Annotated in this window: 12 protein-coding genes; 5 read left to right on the top strand and 7 right to left on the bottom strand. The window is 71.1% G+C overall.

The features are described from left to right. Window positions 1–2 precede the first annotated feature (2 nt). Genes WMF14_RS24400 through WMF14_RS24415 form a run of 4 tightly spaced genes read right to left on the bottom strand, consistent with a single transcriptional unit; the run spans window position 3 to window position 3,346 of the window. Window positions 3–275, bottom strand: a complete 273-nt coding sequence (locus tag WMF14_RS24400; RefSeq protein WP_437804067.1) for a chorismate mutase — start codon at window positions 273–275, stop codon at window positions 3–5. A 49-nt stretch (window positions 276–324) separates the two neighbouring features. Beyond that, window positions 325–1,227, bottom strand: coding sequence for a prephenate dehydrogenase dimerization domain-containing protein (locus WMF14_RS24405; RefSeq protein WP_437804069.1), 903 nt, complete (start codon window positions 1,225–1,227; stop codon window positions 325–327). A 14-nt stretch (window positions 1,228–1,241) separates the two neighbouring features. Further along, window positions 1,242–2,714: an aminodeoxychorismate synthase component I gene (pabB, locus tag WMF14_RS24410; protein WP_437804071.1), complete on the bottom strand. Its 1,473-nt coding sequence runs from the start codon at window positions 2,712–2,714 to the stop codon at window positions 1,242–1,244. 11 nt (window positions 2,715–2,725) lie between these two features. After that, window positions 2,726–3,346: an anthranilate synthase component II gene (locus WMF14_RS24415; protein WP_437804072.1), complete on the bottom strand. Its 621-nt coding sequence runs from the start codon at window positions 3,344–3,346 to the stop codon at window positions 2,726–2,728. A 579-nt stretch (window positions 3,347–3,925) separates the two neighbouring features. Here WMF14_RS24415 and WMF14_RS24420 point away from each other — a divergent pair. Continuing rightward, window positions 3,926–4,861 (top strand): diiron oxygenase, encoded by a 936-nt coding sequence (locus tag WMF14_RS24420; protein WP_437804074.1) that lies wholly within the window; start codon window positions 3,926–3,928, stop codon window positions 4,859–4,861. A gap of 126 nt (window positions 4,862–4,987) precedes the next feature. Here WMF14_RS24420 and pgl read toward each other — a convergent pair whose 3' ends face one another. Genes pgl through zwf form a run of 3 tightly spaced genes read right to left on the bottom strand, consistent with a single transcriptional unit; the run spans window position 4,988 to window position 8,399 of the window. Next, window positions 4,988–5,713, bottom strand: coding sequence for a 6-phosphogluconolactonase (pgl, locus tag WMF14_RS24425; protein ID WP_437804076.1), 726 nt, complete (start codon window positions 5,711–5,713; stop codon window positions 4,988–4,990). 23 nt (window positions 5,714–5,736) lie between these two features. Next, complete coding sequence (locus WMF14_RS24430; protein ID WP_437804078.1) at window positions 5,737–6,810, bottom strand: glucose-6-phosphate dehydrogenase assembly protein OpcA; 1,074 nt, start codon at window positions 6,808–6,810, stop codon at window positions 5,737–5,739. Further along, on the bottom strand, window positions 6,807–8,399 hold the full coding sequence (gene zwf, locus WMF14_RS24435; protein ID WP_437804080.1) for a glucose-6-phosphate dehydrogenase: 1,593 nt from the start codon (window positions 8,397–8,399) through the stop codon (window positions 6,807–6,809). Before zwf ends, WMF14_RS24430 begins: the two co-directional genes overlap by 4 nt. 348 nt (window positions 8,400–8,747) lie before the next feature. On the opposite strand from zwf, the gene WMF14_RS24440 reads away from it, so the two are divergent. The 4 genes from WMF14_RS24440 (at window position 8,748) to WMF14_RS24455 (ending at window position 15,699) form a co-directional block, all read left to right on the top strand. Further along, window positions 8,748–9,029 (top strand): DUF433 domain-containing protein, encoded by a 282-nt coding sequence (locus tag WMF14_RS24440; RefSeq protein ID WP_437804081.1) that lies wholly within the window; start codon window positions 8,748–8,750, stop codon window positions 9,027–9,029. A 448-nt stretch (window positions 9,030–9,477) separates the two neighbouring features. Beyond that, window positions 9,478–10,746 (top strand): hypothetical protein, encoded by a 1,269-nt coding sequence (locus WMF14_RS24445; RefSeq protein WP_437804083.1) that lies wholly within the window; start codon window positions 9,478–9,480, stop codon window positions 10,744–10,746. A 337-nt stretch (window positions 10,747–11,083) separates the two neighbouring features. After that, the gene (locus tag WMF14_RS24450) at window positions 11,084–14,893 is read left to right on the top strand and encodes a serine/threonine-protein kinase (RefSeq protein ID WP_437804085.1); all 3,810 of its coding nucleotides are present in this window, start codon (window positions 11,084–11,086) and stop codon (window positions 14,891–14,893) included. Then, window positions 14,890–15,699, top strand: a complete 810-nt coding sequence (locus WMF14_RS24455) for a lysophospholipid acyltransferase family protein (protein ID WP_437804087.1) — start codon at window positions 14,890–14,892, stop codon at window positions 15,697–15,699. Before WMF14_RS24450 ends, WMF14_RS24455 begins: the two co-directional genes overlap by 4 nt. Window positions 15,700–15,709: the final 10 nt, after the last annotated feature.

Below are 15,709 nucleotides of genomic sequence, written 5' to 3' on the forward strand. Positions count from 1 at the left end.
GTTCAGCCTCTCAGGAGGTCATCCTCGATGCGGCACGCCTCATCGATGATCGCTTGATAAATGGTTTCGATGAACTCGCCTCGGAGCTGATGGTGGCTCCCCCGCTCCCTGCAGCGGCGCTTCACCTCGATGACGCGGGCGGGCTGCATGACGGGCGTAGCGCTCACCTTCTTGGCGAGAGCGACCTCCCGCACGATGTTCAGCCTGCGCCCGAGGAGGTCGACGAGCTCGTCATCGATGCGGTCGATCTGGTCCCTGAAGCCGTCAAGTGTCATGTTCTCGGCTATCCCCTGGTAATGCGCGCGCCTCGCGCGCGGCGGTACGTCAAACATCGACGATCTGGAAGATCCGACGGCAGGTCTGCAGGAGGCGGGGGTCTTGCTCGATGAGATCCGCCTTGAGCTGGTGGAGCTCGTGATGGAATCGCTCCCGCTCTCCTGCGGACACCTCGGCGTCCAGCGCTCGAAGTGAGGCCTGCAATCTCTCGCGCGCCTCTCCGGCGTAAGGGTTCGCGGACTGTATCTCCCAGTAGACGTCGGGGTGGTTCTGCGTCATGCGCGCGACGAGGGACAGGAGGACACGAAACGGCGGCGGCGCGAGGGCGGCGATGGACGACGCAGAGACCCCGGCCTGACACAGCGCCCTCCCGAAAGACAGGATGGCTGCGTGGCACATCGACTGCAGGGTCGCCATCGTCCGATCGTGCTCGTGCGGCTCGATGATGACCACCTTCAACTGCCACCGCTCCAGGAGAGACAAGAACCCGGAGATCGCCGCGCCGCTCCGGTGAACCACGGCTGCGACGGGTCGGCCTTTGGGGTCGAGATCGCCCGAGAACATCGGGTTGATCCCGAGCACCGGTTGAGCTGGCCGATGCTGGTCGAGGAGGTCGCGAAATGGTGTCTTGATCGACAGCGTCTCCACGATGAGGCAGTCCGGGCGCAAGTGCGGCAGGATCTGCGGGAGAGCTCTCTCGAGCACGCCCTGCGACAGAGCGAGCACCACCGTGCGCGCCTGCGACAACGCGGCGCACGTGCGATCGCTCGGGCGGGTGATGTCGTCGGCGTGGAATGCAGTCGCCGGGAGGGTGGGAGCCGCATCGGAGATGTCGATGCCGGTGACGTCGAGGCCCTCGCCGGAGAGCCTCGTCGCAAGGAACGCTCCGATCGAGCCCTTCGCTCCCACGACCACGCACCGGGCCGAAGCTGCGTTCGCGCTGTTCGCCATGGACGCCTCGCTCCTCACTGTCGAGACCTCCGCAGCTGCTCGACGGCCTCCACCACGCCGCGCGCCTTCACGATCGTCTCGGTAAATTCTTCGTTTGGGTCCGACAGGGCCGTGATCGCGCCGCCGACGCCGATCCACGCGTGCCCTCGGTCGATCGGGACCGAGCGGATGACGATGTTGAGATCGCACGCGCCGGAGAGCCCGAACCACCCGAAGGCCCCCGAATAGACGCCGCGCGGGCCCTCCTCCAGCCGGTCGATGATCTCCATGGTGCGCTTCTTCGGGGCTCCGGTCATCGAGCCGCCGGGGAAGACCGCGCGGACACACTCGACCGCCGAGACCCCCGCCTTGAGCTGGCCGCGGATGGTCGAGACCAGCTGATGAACGTGCGAGTAGGTTTCGATGTCGAAGAGCTTCGGTACGTGGACCGAGCCGATGGTGCACACCTGGCCGAGATCGTTCCGTAAGAGATCGACGATCATGAGGTTCTCGGCGCGATCTTTCTCGTTCGCCCTGAGTTCCTCCGCCTGCTTGCGATCCTCGTCCTCGGTGCGGCCTCGAGGCCGGGTCCCCTTGATCGGCTTCGCCTCGGCCCGCCCGTTCCTGTCGACGCTGAGGAACCGCTCGGGCGAGGAGCTCACGAGGTGGAAGTCGCCGACGCGGAAGTAGCCGGCGTGAGGCGCGGGCGTGAGGCTCCTCATGACGCAGTACAGCTCGAACGGCGGCTCCTCGAACGAGAAGTCGATCAGGTTCGTCAGGCAGACCTCGTAGCTCTCCCCGTTCACGATCTCGACGAGCGACTCGCGGATCTTCCGGATGTATGCCTCTTTGCCGAAGCGCATCACGGCGCTGTCGGCGATCCACCGCTCGACCTCCGCCAGCGACATCCTCTTCGACACGCGGGCGGACGGCGGCGCTGCTCTCGGCGACTCGGCCTCGCGCCTCATCCGCGCCTCCACGGTGTCGAACCACGCCTCGGCGGCGCGTCCGGTCTCGTCGTCCGTGACGAGGTGCAGGAGGTAGCAGGTCCTCTCGGCGTGATCGAAAGCCACGACCCGGGTCGCGAAGATGAACGCCGCGTCGTGCGTTGGCGAGCGATGCGCGGCCGAGCCGATGGTCTCCGCCTTGAGCTCGTAGCCGAGGAATCCGACGTAGCCGAGGTTGAAGTCGAAGGGCAATCCTTGCGGGACCTCGACCCTGCTCTGCGCAAGCTTCGACCTCAGGAGGTCGAAAACGCTCTCCACCTTGACGGCACGGCTGTCCCCTCCCCGGACGACCGTGGCCTCTCGCGTCGTCGTGTCGTACGTGACGGTCTCGCCGAGGGGACCGTCGGCGTCGCCCATGAACGAGAACCGCGCGAAGCCTGACCGGGTCACGCTGCTCTCCAGGAGGAACGCGCTCTTCGAGCGAAGGAACTCGGTCCGAAACAGATCGACAGTTTCAGGGAAATAGCCGATTTTTCTATGGTGGATGCGAAAGGACGTCACGACTACCCCCGTCAGGCCACGAGATGGTTGTTCTGCACCGAGCGGCGCGCCTTGTGAGACATCGCGATGTCCCGGAAGTTACGCAGCAAATCCATACCGGCCTCCGTACAGATCGACTCAGGATGGAACTGAATCCCATACAGCGCGCGCGTCTTGTGCCGGATGCCGTGTATCATTCCATCCTGGTCCCACGCCGTGATAACGAAGGGGTCCTTCAGCTCGCGGACGACGAGGGAGTGATAGCGGACCACGCTCAGCTCCCGAGGCAGCCCCTCGAATACTCCCTCATTATCGTGGTGGATCGCGCTCACCCGTCCGTGCATCGGCGCCGGAGCATGCGCTACTTCCATACCATGGATGTACGCCATGCACTGATGGCCGAGGCAGACGCCCAGCAACGGCACCTGCGCGTTCAAGATGGCCTTGACGCTTATTCCCACGTCCACCGGACGCGCAGGCGTCCCTGGCCCGGGAGAGACGATCACACAGTCGTACCGCGCGAGGTCGAGCGCCGCGAAATCTTCCGTATTCAGCACAACGGTCGGCTCTTCGCCGCAGACCTCCCCCATGTACTGGAACAGGTTGTACGTGAATGAATCGAAGTTGTCGATGATCAGGGTTCTACAAGCCACCGCGCGCCTCGTCACGGAAAGGGTTTACCGCGCCATACGGCGTCCGTTCGGAAGACCTTCCTCATCTCGCAAGCATCGGTTTCCACCTCCGCCTGGAGATTCGCTCGTCTTCTGATGCATGCCTCCAGCGCCTTGAGGCAGCGATCGCGCGCCGGTACACCGGCCCTGCCGACCGCGCCGCGGACGCGCATCAAGACAATGAGGATGGCATGTCAGGACGGCTGGCAATCCATATCACGGGCCTGTCCTCGATCAACTCAATTTGATCGGCGAGCGATGCCGCGTCCTTGCCATCTTCGCTCCGCGGCCTAGTGGCGGGCCAGTCGGCCGGCCAGCAGGCCAGTCGGCCGGCCAGCAGGCCAGTCGGAACTTGCATAAACTTTCACAGACGGATGTCCGACATTGCTGAAGGTCACATCCAGCAACGATCGGGCGATGGCGGTTCGCCCAGATTGATGATGCACGTCGTCACTTGCGGTGGGCTTGACCTCGTGGTACCCGATGCCCCGAACCTCGTAGACCCTGTTGGTCGTTCGCCCCGGAGTCGGGATGTCAGCGTCGAGGTGATAGAGGAGCGATATGCAACACGTCGAGGCCAGCGCGCCGGAAGGCGACACCGTAGCGTCGTGGTATGAGAAGGCGACGGTGCGCTACACCCCACGGATCCTGATCCCTGAGCGCTCCAGCGGGGAGCTGCTCTACCCCACGGCGCGCAGCATCGTTTGCGATCACCCGCTGGTCGCATCGCGCGGCAGTACAGTGCAGTCGTACATCCTGGCCCAGGCCGCGTATCAGTTCCTCTACGGGGTCGGGCTGCTCGAGACGAAGTTCGTCATCGACTGCAGCCTGAATATTCTCCACAACCACATCAAGGGCGCCGGCGATGTCGACAAACTACAGGCGCTCACGGTGATCATCGACGAGGGCTACCACGCCTACGTGGCGCTCGATTACATCGTCCAGATGAAGCAGAAGATTGGCGTCGAGCCGCTGCAGGTACCCGAGTCGAACTGGAAGCTCGACGCGGCGGCGCGCGCCAGCGCGAGCTTGCCCGAGAGCATGAGGATGGACTTCCAGCTCCTCGCGGTGACGCTCGCCGAAAACGTGCTCACCGCCGAGATCGCGAGCCTGGGCAAGGAGAAGGAGGTCGCGAGGTCGTTCGCGCGGGTGATGGGCGACCACGTCCTCGATGAAGGGCGGCACTCCAAGTATTTTGCGAAGCTCCTGAAGTCGAGCTGGGCTCGGCTCCCCCTGGAGACGCAGGTGGCGTTCCGCGCGATGTTGCCCGGTTACCTCGACGATTTTCTGGGCGTCGACCTGAACCGCGGGTTCGAGCGCAAGGTGCTCGCCGCGCAGGGATTCAGCGCCGAAGAGATCGATCGCATCATCGCCGACACCCAGGAGAGGTTCGTCGCCGAGCATAAGGACGCTTCGGAGAAGACGAAGGTCAGGCTCTTCGCTCTGCTGAAGCAGGTCGGAGTGTTCGAGCTCGCGGATTCGATCGCTCGGCAATAGGCGGTGGAGCGCCCCTCAAGACCTCCCGCCGGCCGCGCAGCCGAGGGTCGCCCCATAGGAACATCACCCGAACGCGCGGCGCTGGAACGCGCAGGACGCGCCGCGCTGCACCGGCTCGGCCGCTCGCTACCCGGCCTGCGCCGCGGCGGCGTCGAGCAGCCAGACGAGCCGCCCGGGCCCGCCGCGCACGACCCGCGCCGGCACCTCGTCGACCGGACCGGACAGCTTCGCCTGCGCCACGACCCCGCGCTTTCCCGCCCCGCGGGCCAGGAGCAGCTTCAGCCGCGCCTCCTGGATCACCGGCGCCGTCAGCGTGAGCCGCGGCTCCAGCCCCTTGTCCGGCTGCGCCGGGATCGCGGCGACCAGGCGGTCCTCGATGCCCGCCGCCCCCGTCCCAGGGAACAGCGAGGCCGTGTGCGCGTCGTCGCCTATCCCCAGCGTCAGCACGTCGAACGAGACAGCCGACGCGACCCCGAACCGCGCCCGCAGGAGCCGCTCGTACCCAGCTGCTGCCCCGGCGAGGTCCGGCGACTCGCCCTCCATGCGGAAGAAGCGCTCCTCCGGGATGGGGGCCGCCGCCAGATCCCGGCGCGCGGCGCCGTAGTTCGAGCGGGGGTGATCGGGCGCGACCGCGCGCTCGTCCACCCAGAACCACTCGGTCTGGGCCCACGGGAGCGAGAGCGCCGCGAGCCGCTGGTACGCCTCCGACGGCGTGCTCCCGCCCGACAGCGCGACGCGCGCGACGCCGCGCGCGTCGACCGCCGCCGCGATCGCGCGCGCGATGAGCTCCGCCCCGAGCCGCGCCAGCTCCGCAGCGTCCGCCGCGACGAGGGTCTCCTCACCACCGTTCATCTCGGTCCTCCTGTCGGCCCTCGTCAAAGGGCGCTCCACTTCGCCGCGGCGAGCACCGCCTCGCGCAGCAGCCGATCGCCCTCCAGCGAGTCGATCGTCTTCGCCAGCACCCACGTCTCGTCCCGGTAGCCGAGCGGGTGCAGGTGCTCTGCCGACCGCGCCCCCTCCATGGTCCACCGCACCGTGCCGGGCGCCTTGTCGAGTCGCACGCAGCCGAGCGTCAGCGGCTCGCCGCGCAGCGACGTCCACAGGCGCACGCCGTCGAGCCGCCGCCACGCCTGCGCGTCCGCCGGCGGCCCGTCGACGAGCGCGATCTCGATCGGCGCCCCGTCCGCGCCTCGGGCGCGGCCGACCACGCCGCCGCCGGACTGCGCGGGCCCCCGCGACTCGAACGTCCAGCCGAGCCGCGAGCCCATCCAGCCGAGGAACAGCGCCGCCGGATCCGGCTTCGCCCCCGCGCTGCGCGCGATCTCCACCCGCCGGATCGCCCGGCACGCCTCCGGCATGTCGTCGAAGAACCGGGCCACGAGCTCGCGGAACGAGAACGTCCGCACGAACGCCCGGTCCGCGAGCGGCGCCCTCGTCCCGCGCGCGACCTCCGCGATGCGCTCGATGCACGTCTCGGCCGAGTCGAACACCAGCCGATTGCAGATCGGCGCGAGCGCGTCGCCGAGCACGTTCGGCGCGCCGGGCGCGAGCTCGACGATCACCGCCACGTCGGAGATCGTGAGCGCGCTCACGACCGAAGCGACGCGCTCGGCCGCGGCCACCCCGAACGTGATCTCCACGCGGTCGTAGCAGATCGGCACCTCGCCCGCGCGGCGGCACGTGGCCGACCAGTCGGCCTGGACGTTCGCCGGGTCGAGCCGGTCGTCGAGCGTGATGAGCAGGGTGCGGCCCGCGTGCGTCTCCGCGAGGTCCTCCGCCTGCTCCTTCAGTCGCTCGACCTCGGCGCGGCTCCCCACCGCCACGAAATTGAGGGTCGACGCGCGCGTCTTCGGGGCCGGCTCCGCCCGCGACTCGTCGGGCGCCGACCAGAACTCGGCGAGCTCGGACTCGACCCGCTTGATGACCTCGGCGACGCGGCCCGCGCTCACGGCCGCCTCCACGCCCGCTCCGGGGCCTTCCCCCCGTCGCCCGCCCCGCACACCGCGCGCGCATCGTCAGAAGACGACGGCTCCACGAGGGCGTCGGCCTCCGTCGGGCCCCAGCTGCCCGCGGCGTAGCGCGCGATCGGCGCGCTCTGGGTCCGCCACCCCTCGAAGATCGGATCGACGAAGCCCCACTGCGCCTCGACCTCGTCGGCGCGCGTGAACAGCGTGGCGTCGCCGCGCAGCGCGTCGAGCAGGAGCCGCTCGTACGCCTCGGGCGTGCTGGAGCCGAACGCGGCGCCGTACCGGAAATCCATCGTGACGCCGCGGATCGCGATGCCGCCGCCCGGGATCTTCGCCGCGAAGCGGAGGGAGATGCCCTCGTCGGGCTGGAGGCGCATCACGAGCGCGTTCGGCTCCTCGGTCGCGCCGGGGGCGCCCTTGAACAGGCCGTGCGGGAGCGGCTTGAAGTGCAGCACCACCTCGGCCACCCGCTTCGCCAGCCGCTTGCCGGCGCGCAGGTAGAACGGCACCCCGCCCCAGCGCCAGCTGTCCAGGTGGAGCTTCATCGCGACGTAGGTCTCCGTCGTCGAGTCCTTCGCGACGTCGGGCTCCTCCGTGTAGCCGGGCACCTTCTCGCCGCGCACCATGCCGGGCCCGTACTGCCCGCGCACCGTCGACGACAGCGCGTCCGGGCCCTCGATCGGCCGGAGCGAGCGGAGCACCTTCACCTTCTCGTCGCGCACCGCGTCCGCGTCCCACGACGACGGCGGCTCCATCGCGACCAGCGTGAGCAGCTGGAGCGCGTGGTTCTGCACGATGTCCCGCGTGATGCCGACCTTCTCGTAGAACTTGCCGCGGCCCTCGACGCCGATCTCCTCGGCCACGGTGATCTGCACGTGGTCGACGTGCTGGCGCGACCAGAGCGGCTCGAAGATCGTGTTGCCGAACCGCAGGACGAGGAGGTTCTGGACGGTCTCCTTCCCGAGGTAGTGGTCGATCCGGTAGATCTGCGACTCCGCGAGGTGGGCGAGCAGGTCGCGGTTGAGGGTGCGGGCGCTCTCCAGGTCCTCGCCGAACGGCTTCTCGACGACGACGTGCTGGAACGGCGCGTCCTTCTCGTGCGACGGCGGCGCGACGAGGTTCGCCGCGCGCAGGCCGCGCACGATGGGCGCGAACTGGTCGGGCGCGACGGCCAGGTAGAAGACCCGGTTCTTGCGGGTGCCGCGCTCGGCGTCGAGCCGCTCGAGCTCCGCGGCGAGCCGGGTGTACGTCTCGGCCTCGTCGAACGACCCCTGGACGTAGCTGATGCCCTTCTCGAGCTCGCTCCAGGTGGCCTCCTCGAGCGGGCGCCGCGAGTGCTTCCCGACGGCCTCGCGCATCTCCTTCGCGAAATCCGGCTTCGGGCGCCGCGCCACGCCGACGACGGCGAAGCCGCCGGTGAGGAGCCGGCTGAGCGTCAGGTTGTAGACCGCGGGCAGCAGCTTGCGCCGGGTCAGGTCGCCCGAGGCGCCAAAGATCACGAGCGCGGCCGGCGAGGCGGTGCGCTCCTCGGGCATCCCTTCGCGAAGCGGGTTCTTCTCGGCTTGGGTCATGGTGGGTGAGCTCCGGTCGGTGACGGCGACGGGCACGATGCTCGCGCGCCTCCGCGGCGTAGGGTAGTCCGGATCGCGCCCGCGGGCGCGGGCGGAACGATGCGAGGACGATGCGAGGACGACGCGATGAAGATGCCGGAGATCGCGCCACGCGGGGACGACCGCGGGCGTGCGGGCGGAGCGCCGCGCCCGCGCGCCCACACAGCCCGGCGCCGCGCCGAGCGTGCCCGCCGGCTCGCGGCGCCCTTCCATCCGATCGCGACCGGTACTAGGCTCCTCCGCGCGATGGCCGCGCCGGTGCTCCCGCGAATCCGCGTCCCCCACCCTCACGTGCGATGCGATAGCCAGGTGCTCGCCGGGAGCCCCCACGTCCTCGGCTCGCGCGTCCCGGTCCGGCGGCTCTGGGCGTGGCACCGCGGCGGCGCGTCGGTGGAGACGCTGCTCAAGCGCTACCCGAACCTCGGGCCCGCGCGCGTGCTCGACGCGCTCGCGTTCGCGTACGACAACCAGGACCTCATCGAGGCCGACATCGCGCGCGAGCAGCTGCTCTTCAAGAAGCAGGGCGGGCCCTCGGTCGGCGCGCGCCCGCTCGCCCAGCTGAACCTCCCCTTCGACGAGGACGAGGAGTAAGCGACGCCCGAGAGGGCGCTGCGGGCGAGGGACGGCGCGGCGGGCGAGGGACGGCGCGCGCGCCGCGCGTGGAGCGCCGCGGGCGAAATGCCGTGCGCGCGCCGCGCGTGGAGCGCCGCGGGCGAAATGCCGTGCGCGCCAAGTAAAACGCCTCGCGCGATTATATATGTGGAACCCCGCGCGCCACCTGCGATGCAGACCGCCATCCCCGCGCGATGAGCTCAGCTTGATTCTTTACAGCCATCCTGACTTGGGGCAATGAGGGCCGTCCGTCGCTGGAGCCCGCGGTGCGGGGCTGCTCGGCATCGTGAGCGACTGTCGCGCAGGATCGCGACTGTCCCAGCTTTCAAGGTCGCGGCTGCTGGTGTAGGGTCCGCGCTCCATGGGGTACCCATCGAGGTGCCGGAGGGTTTCTGAGATGAGCGTCAATCGATGGAAGTTGTTTGCGATGCCCGTGGCCCTTCTCGGCCTGGCCTCGCCTCTCCTCGTGAACTGCGGCGGCAAGGGGCTCCCCGGTGCGGACAGCCTGCCCGGCCCCGCCGGTGACCTGGCGTCGGCCGCGAGCGGCTGCGACGAGCTGAAGAACGGCGGCATCGCGAACCTCAAGTTCGACGGCGGCGCCGAGGTCGAGGGCAAGATCAAGGGCTTCCTCGACGCGGCTGCGTCGCTCGACAAGCTCACCGCCAGCATGGAGGCGGACCTCATCGCCTCCTGCGGCAAGCTCGGCAAGGACCTCGGCATGAGCGAGGCGGAGCTCAAGGCCGACCCGAGCGGCGGCAAGGGCGCCGAGAAGGTCTGCGGCGCGGTCTCCGCGAAGGTCAGCGCCGCCGTGAAGGCGAACGCCGACGCGAAGATCACCGTCCAGATCGACCCCCCGAAGTGCTACGCCGACATCACCGCCATGCAGAAGTGCCTCGGCGAGTGCGGCTCGCCGGTGCAGCCCGGCAAGCTCGAGGCGAGCTGTGAGGGCGGCGAGATCAGCGGCAAGTGCGACGCCGAGTGCAAGGGCAAGTGCAGCGTCGAGGCCGGCGCGGCGTGCACCGGCACGTGCAGCGCGAGCTGCTCGGGCAAGTGCGAGGTGGGCTTCAAGGGCACCTGCGGCGGCAAGTGCGACGGCAAGTGCGACGGCAAGGACTCGAAGGGCGCGGCGTGCGCCGGCACCTGCGAGGGCAAGTGCGACGCCAAGGCCGAGGGGTCTTGCTCGGGCACCTGCGAGGGCACCTGCTCCGGCTCCTGCGAGGTCAAGGCCGCGGCGAAGTGCTCCGGCTCGTGCTCCGGCGGCTGCAGCGCCGAGATCAAGGAGCCGAAGTGCTCGGGCGAGTTCAAGCCCCCGAGCGTCGACCCGAGCTGCCAGGTGCAGTGCACGGCGAAGACCGCCGGCGAGGCGAAGTGCGATGCGCCGAACGTCCGCATCGTGGCGAACGGCAAGGTGAACGCCGACGCGCAGAAGCTCGTCGCCGCGCTCCGGACGTCGCTCCCGGCGATCGCCAAGGTGCAGCTCGGCTCCGGCAAGAAGCTGGCGGCGGCCGTGTCCGGCGTCGGCAAGGCCGGCGTCGAGGTGAAGGACGTGGCGCTCAAGGCCGGCGGCAAGGCGGTCGCCTGCGTCGCGGCCGCGGTCGACGCGTCGGCCAGCGCGTCGGCCTCGATCGACATCAACATCAAGGCGAGCGCGAGCGTCAGCGGCTCGGCGAGCGGTTCGGCCAGCGGCGGGACCTGATCCCCGACGCGGCCTGAGCGCGGACGCGGCGGCGGTCCCCTCCTGGGGGTCGCCGCCGTCGTCATTTCAGGCGCCGAATCCGGGCCCGCCGCCGCGCAGTTCTGGGTGCGGGCTCACCTTTTCGGGCGCAGCGCGGCGCGCGATGGTCGAGCTCAGCGCCCGGTTCGCCGCCCGACGTTGCAGGCAGGTTTCTTGGCCAGACAGCCGCGATGCGGCAAGCCGTCGGGGCGGCGTGCCTCCGGCAGGCGGCCGGGCCATTGCGCGCTGTCGCGGCGCTCGTCCGGAGTATCATGGTGCGTCGGCGAACGATGACGGGGTACTCGGAAGGGCAGGAGCGATGGTCGGCGATCCCTTGATCGAGCGCGGCGCCAGGATCGGCGAGTACACGATCGCCGAGCGCCTCGGCGAGGGCGGCTTCGGCGCCGTGTTCCGCGGCCGTGACGGGGCCGGCAACGACGCCGCCATCAAGATCTTCAAGGATGTGAGCGCCCAGAACGCCGGGCAGCTCTTCGCCCAGCAGAACGAGATCGAGGCGCTGCTCCGCCTGCGCCACCCCTCGCTCGTCAAGCTCTCCTCGTACGGTGTCCTGGACGGCGTGGGCCTCTACCTCGCGATGGAGCTCGTGCAGGGCGAGACGCTCGACCGGTACCTCGCACGGATGGGCTCGCTCGACACGATCGAGGCCCTGCGCATCGCGCGCCGCGTGGCCGAGGCGCTCGCGCACTGCCACGCGCTCAACGTGCTCCACCTCGACCTCAAGCCGAGCAACATCGTCCTCACCGATCCCTACGAGCCCCGGCTCAAGATCCTCGATTTCGGCCTGGCGACGCTCACCGTGAGCTTCCAGCCCGAGCACGCCCGCGTCAACGCGGGCACCATCGCGTACCTGGCGCCCGAGTGCCTGAAGCGCGGCGCGCTCGGGCGCCCGAGCCCGCGGATGGACCTCTACGCGGTCGGCGTCATGCTCTACGAGCTGCTCGCCGGCCGGCTCCCGTTCTCGGACGGCACCGTCAACAGCGTCATCAACCAGAAGGTCTACGGCACGCTCGTGCCGCTCGCCCACGCGGCGCCCGAGACGCCGGCGCCCGTCGTCGCGCTGGTCGAGGAGCTCCTGGAGCGCGACCCGGCGCGGCGCTTCTCCAGCGCGGCCCGGCTCTGCGCGCGGCTCAAGGAGCTCTATTACGTCACGCTCCACGGCACCTCGCCGCCGCCGGCCGGGGCGGATGCGGGAGCGCCCGAGCGCGACGCCGCCGCGCCGGAGACCTTCGACGACGCACACGACGCGCCGTTCGTCGGCCGCGAGCAGGAGCTCGGGCGGCTCATCGAGCTCCTCCAGGGCGCGGTGCGCGGCGAGCCGCGGCCGGCCGTGGTGGTCGGCGACACCGGCGTCGGCAAGAGCCGCCTCGTCGCCGAGCTGCTCCGGAGCGCCGAGCAGGCGGGCACGGCGATCGTCGCGTACGGCCGGTGCAGGGAGCTCTCCGGGCTCGTGCCCTACTCCGCGATCCGCGAGGCGCTGACGCAGATCGCGCTCTGGCTCGAGCGGCACGGCGACAGCCGGGCGGCGCGCATCCGCCGGCTGGTGAGCCTCGTGATCGCCGACGACGCCGCCCTCCTCCAGGGGCTCGTGCCGGAGCTGACGCGCGCGGTCGGGCTCGCGGAGGAGGGCGGCGCCATCGGCCCGGGCGGCACGCGCTGGATCGCCGATCTGATCCTGCGGCTGCTCGGCGCGATCTCCGAGGAGATCCCGGTCGTCCTCGCGATCGAGGACGTGCACTGGGCCGACGAGGCGACGCAGGAGGTGCTGCTGCGCCTCTCGGATCAGCTCGGCGAGATGCCGGTGCTGCTGCTCGGCACGGCGCGGCCGCCCTTCGCTCGCGGCTCATCGATGCCTCCGCCCGGCTCGTCGCTGCCCCCGCCGGGCTCGTCCGCGCTGCGCGGCCCGCCGGGCTCGTCGCCGATGACGCCGCGCTCGGCGGGGTGGCTCGCGTGGAAGGACGTCGAGCGCCTCGACCTCGGCCCGCTCCGGCCCGACGCGAACCGGGCGCTCCTCTCCGCGCTCGGCCGCGGCGCGGGGGACGACCTCGTGCAGGAGCTCGTGCGCCGCGTCCCGCTGCTCGCCGCGGGCAACCCGCTCTTCAACATCCAGGTCGTCCGCAACATGGAGACCGAGGGCTTCCTGCAGCGCAGCCGGAGCGGCGCGCTCGAGATCTCCCGCGCCGACGCGAGCTACCTCGCGCCCGCGTCGGTCTCGGACGTCCTCTCGCGCAGCATCGACGCGCTCGATCCCACGGCGGTCCAGGTCCTCGGCGTCGCCGCGCTCATCGGCCGCCAGTTCCTGCGCGACGATCTGGTCGAGCTCGGGCTCTTCGACCCGGCGGAGGTCGACAGCGCCCTGCGCGACGCCGCGGCGCACTACGTCTGCCTCAGCGAGGACGGGGGCCTCACGTCGTTCTCGCACGACGCGGCGCGCGAGCAGCTCGCCGCCCGCGTGCCCGCCGAGGAGCGCCCCGACTACCACGGGCGCATCGCGCGGCGCATCGAGCTGCGCGGCGGCGATCCGGGGACGCTCGCGCACCACGTCGAGCGCGCCGGCGAGCTCGACCGCGCCGCCTCGACGTACCTGCTCGCGGCGAGCGAGGCCGATCGGCTCCAGGATCCGCACGGCGCCAGCCGGCGGCTGAAGCAGGCGCTCGCGCTGCTCGAGCGGCTGCCGCTCGACCCGGCGCGGATCGAGCTCAGGGCCCGCTGCGCGCACGAGCTCGCGCGCGTGGCGTGCCTGCTCGGCAGCACGGCGGAGCCCCTCGATCTGCTGCGCCGCACGCAGGGGGCGCTGCCGGGGACGCCGCTCGTCACGGCGGCCCTCTCCAGCGCGCTGTCGCGCGTCCACTACGTGCGGGGCGAGTTCGCCGACGCGGTGGCGCACAGCCGCAAGGCGCTCGAGGCGATCGGCGCGAGCCCGGAGCTGCGCCCGTACCAGTGCCTGCCCGCGAACATCCTCGGGCGCGCTCTGTGCGCGGCCGGCAAGGTGGGCCCGGCGACCGAGCCGCTCCGCCGCGGCTGTGAGCTCGCGGAGGCGGCGGGCGAGTACGTCGAGCTCTGCCACTCGCGCGGCATCCTCTGCGTCGCGCTGAGCCAGTCCGGCCTCTACGCCGAGGCCGAGCAGAGCGCCGCGGACGCCGCGCGCCTCGCCGAGCGCCTGCGCGACCCGGTGCGGCTGCTCGGCACGTGGTTCTACCACGCGGTGCTCGCGGAGGGCCGGTTCGACTGGGATCTCGGGGTCCGGTCGACCGCGCAGCTGCTCTCGTACGCCGAGGAGCACGGCCTGAGCGGGCTCTACCTGTACATGGGGACGATGTACGCGGGCCGGCACCAGTTCCACATGGGCCAGCTCACGCGGGCCCGCGTGCTGATCGCGAACGCGGTCAACCTGAGCGGCGTGCTGGGCATCGGCATGGGGCGCGGCTGGGCGGAGGGGTACCTGGGCGACGTGTACTTCGTGCAGGGCCTGCTGCGGGAGGCGCTCGCCGCCTACGACCGGGCGATCGAGATCGGCTCGGCGGGGACGGGCGACGCGTACGCCGTGAGCCTCGGCCGGGTCGGCCGGATGCACGCGCGGGCGCTGCTCGCCGGCGATGCCAGCGACGCCGGCCAGGCCGGCGAGCTCGCCGCGTACGGCCGGGAGACGCTCGATCTCATCCGCGCGTCGGGCAACCGGACGCTGCTTGTGACGGCGCTCGAGCGTCACGCCGAGGCGCTCGACGCGCTGGGTGACGGGGGGGCTGCGCGCGGCGTCCGCGCCGAGCGCGCGGCGCTCGTCGAGGAGCTCGGCGTGACGGATCCGACGTTCTGGCCGCGCGTCCCGGCCGAGGCGGCGTTCCAGGGCCCCCCGCGGGCGTACTGGGCCGATCTGCCGCGCGAGGTCCGGAGCACGAACCCGAGCAGCGTCGGCACGACGCAGGTCGTGGGCGCGACGGTGGCGGAGCTCGCGGCGGCGGCGACGATCGCGGTCCCGGAGGAGGACCTCGGCGGGCCGACGATCGTGGCGATCCCGCGCCTCCGCCACGTCACGCTGCTGGAGACGCTGGCCTCGGTGGAGGGCTTCGTCCCGCGCTTCGACGGGCCGGAGGCCCCGCCGGTCGCCAAGTGACGGCGGAGGCTGCGCGGCCGGCGCCGGCCGGCCCTGTCGAGGTCGTCCGCACGGCGCTCGCCCACGCCTGGGCGATGCTGTTCCTTGTCGTGCTGCTCCCCGTCGGGCTGCTCTGCTTCCCCTTCGATCCCCGGCAGCAAATGCACGATCGGCTCTCCGTCGTGTGGGCGCGCGGGGCGCTCTGGCTGGTCGGCGTGCGCGTCGAGGCCGAGGGCGTCGAGCACGCCCGGCCGGGCGAGCGGTACGTGATCGCGGCGAACCACCAGAGCACGCTCGACATCCTCGCGTTGCTGGTGGTGCTCCAGGGGCGCACGCCGCTCCGGTTCCTGGCGAAGCGCGCGCTGTTCCGTGTGCCGGTGCTGGGCTGGGGCATGCGCCTGTACGGCCACACCCCCGTCGACCGGCGGCGCGCCCGCGGCGCGCTCGCCGATCTCGGCGAGGCGCGGCGCAACGTGATGCAGCGGTGGTCGACGGTGTTCTTCCCCGAGGGCACGCGGAGCGCGACGGGCCGGCTCCTGCCCTTCCGGCTGGGCGCGTTCCGGACCGCCTCGGCCGCGGGCGCGCGCGTCCTGCCGGTGACCATCGACGGCGCGGGTGCGCTGCAGCCGAAGGGACGTTATGCCGCCGCGCCCGGCGTCGTGCGGGTCGTGGTGCACCCGCCGCTCGATCCGCCGGGGGCGTCGGCCGAGGCGCTGCACGCCTCGATGGAGGCGTGCAGGTCCACCGTGGCGTCGGCGTTGCCGGAGGCGCTCCGGGAGGGGGCCGAGGCGGCCGCTCTCCCGGAACACTCCGAGCAGCGTCGCTGAGGCGGGCATC

Source organism: Sorangium sp. So ce693, from assembly GCF_051521375.1.
Lineage (GTDB): Bacteria > Myxococcota_A > Polyangia > Polyangiales > Polyangiaceae > Sorangium > Sorangium atrum.

Bases quoted from the DNA above. Each gene is read 5' to 3' on its own strand.
- WMF14_RS24450 (WP_437804085.1), top strand. From the start codon at position 11,084: ATGGTCGGCGATCCCTTGATCGAGCGCGGCGCCAGGATCGGCGAGTAC.
- WMF14_RS24400 (WP_437804067.1), bottom strand. From the start codon at position 275: ATGACACTTGACGGCTTCAGGGACCAGATCGACCGCATCGATGACGAG.
- zwf (WP_437804080.1), bottom strand. From the start codon at position 8,399: ATGACCCAAGCCGAGAAGAACCCGCTTCGCGAAGGGATGCCCGAGGAG.
- WMF14_RS24420 (WP_437804074.1), top strand. From the start codon at position 3,926: ATGCAACACGTCGAGGCCAGCGCGCCGGAAGGCGACACCGTAGCGTCG.
- WMF14_RS24405 (WP_437804069.1), bottom strand. From the start codon at position 1,227: ATGGCGAACAGCGCGAACGCAGCTTCGGCCCGGTGCGTGGTCGTGGGA.
- WMF14_RS24445 (WP_437804083.1), top strand. From the start codon at position 9,478: ATGCCCGTGGCCCTTCTCGGCCTGGCCTCGCCTCTCCTCGTGAACTGC.
- pgl (WP_437804076.1), bottom strand. From the start codon at position 5,713: ATGAACGGTGGTGAGGAGACCCTCGTCGCGGCGGACGCTGCGGAGCTG.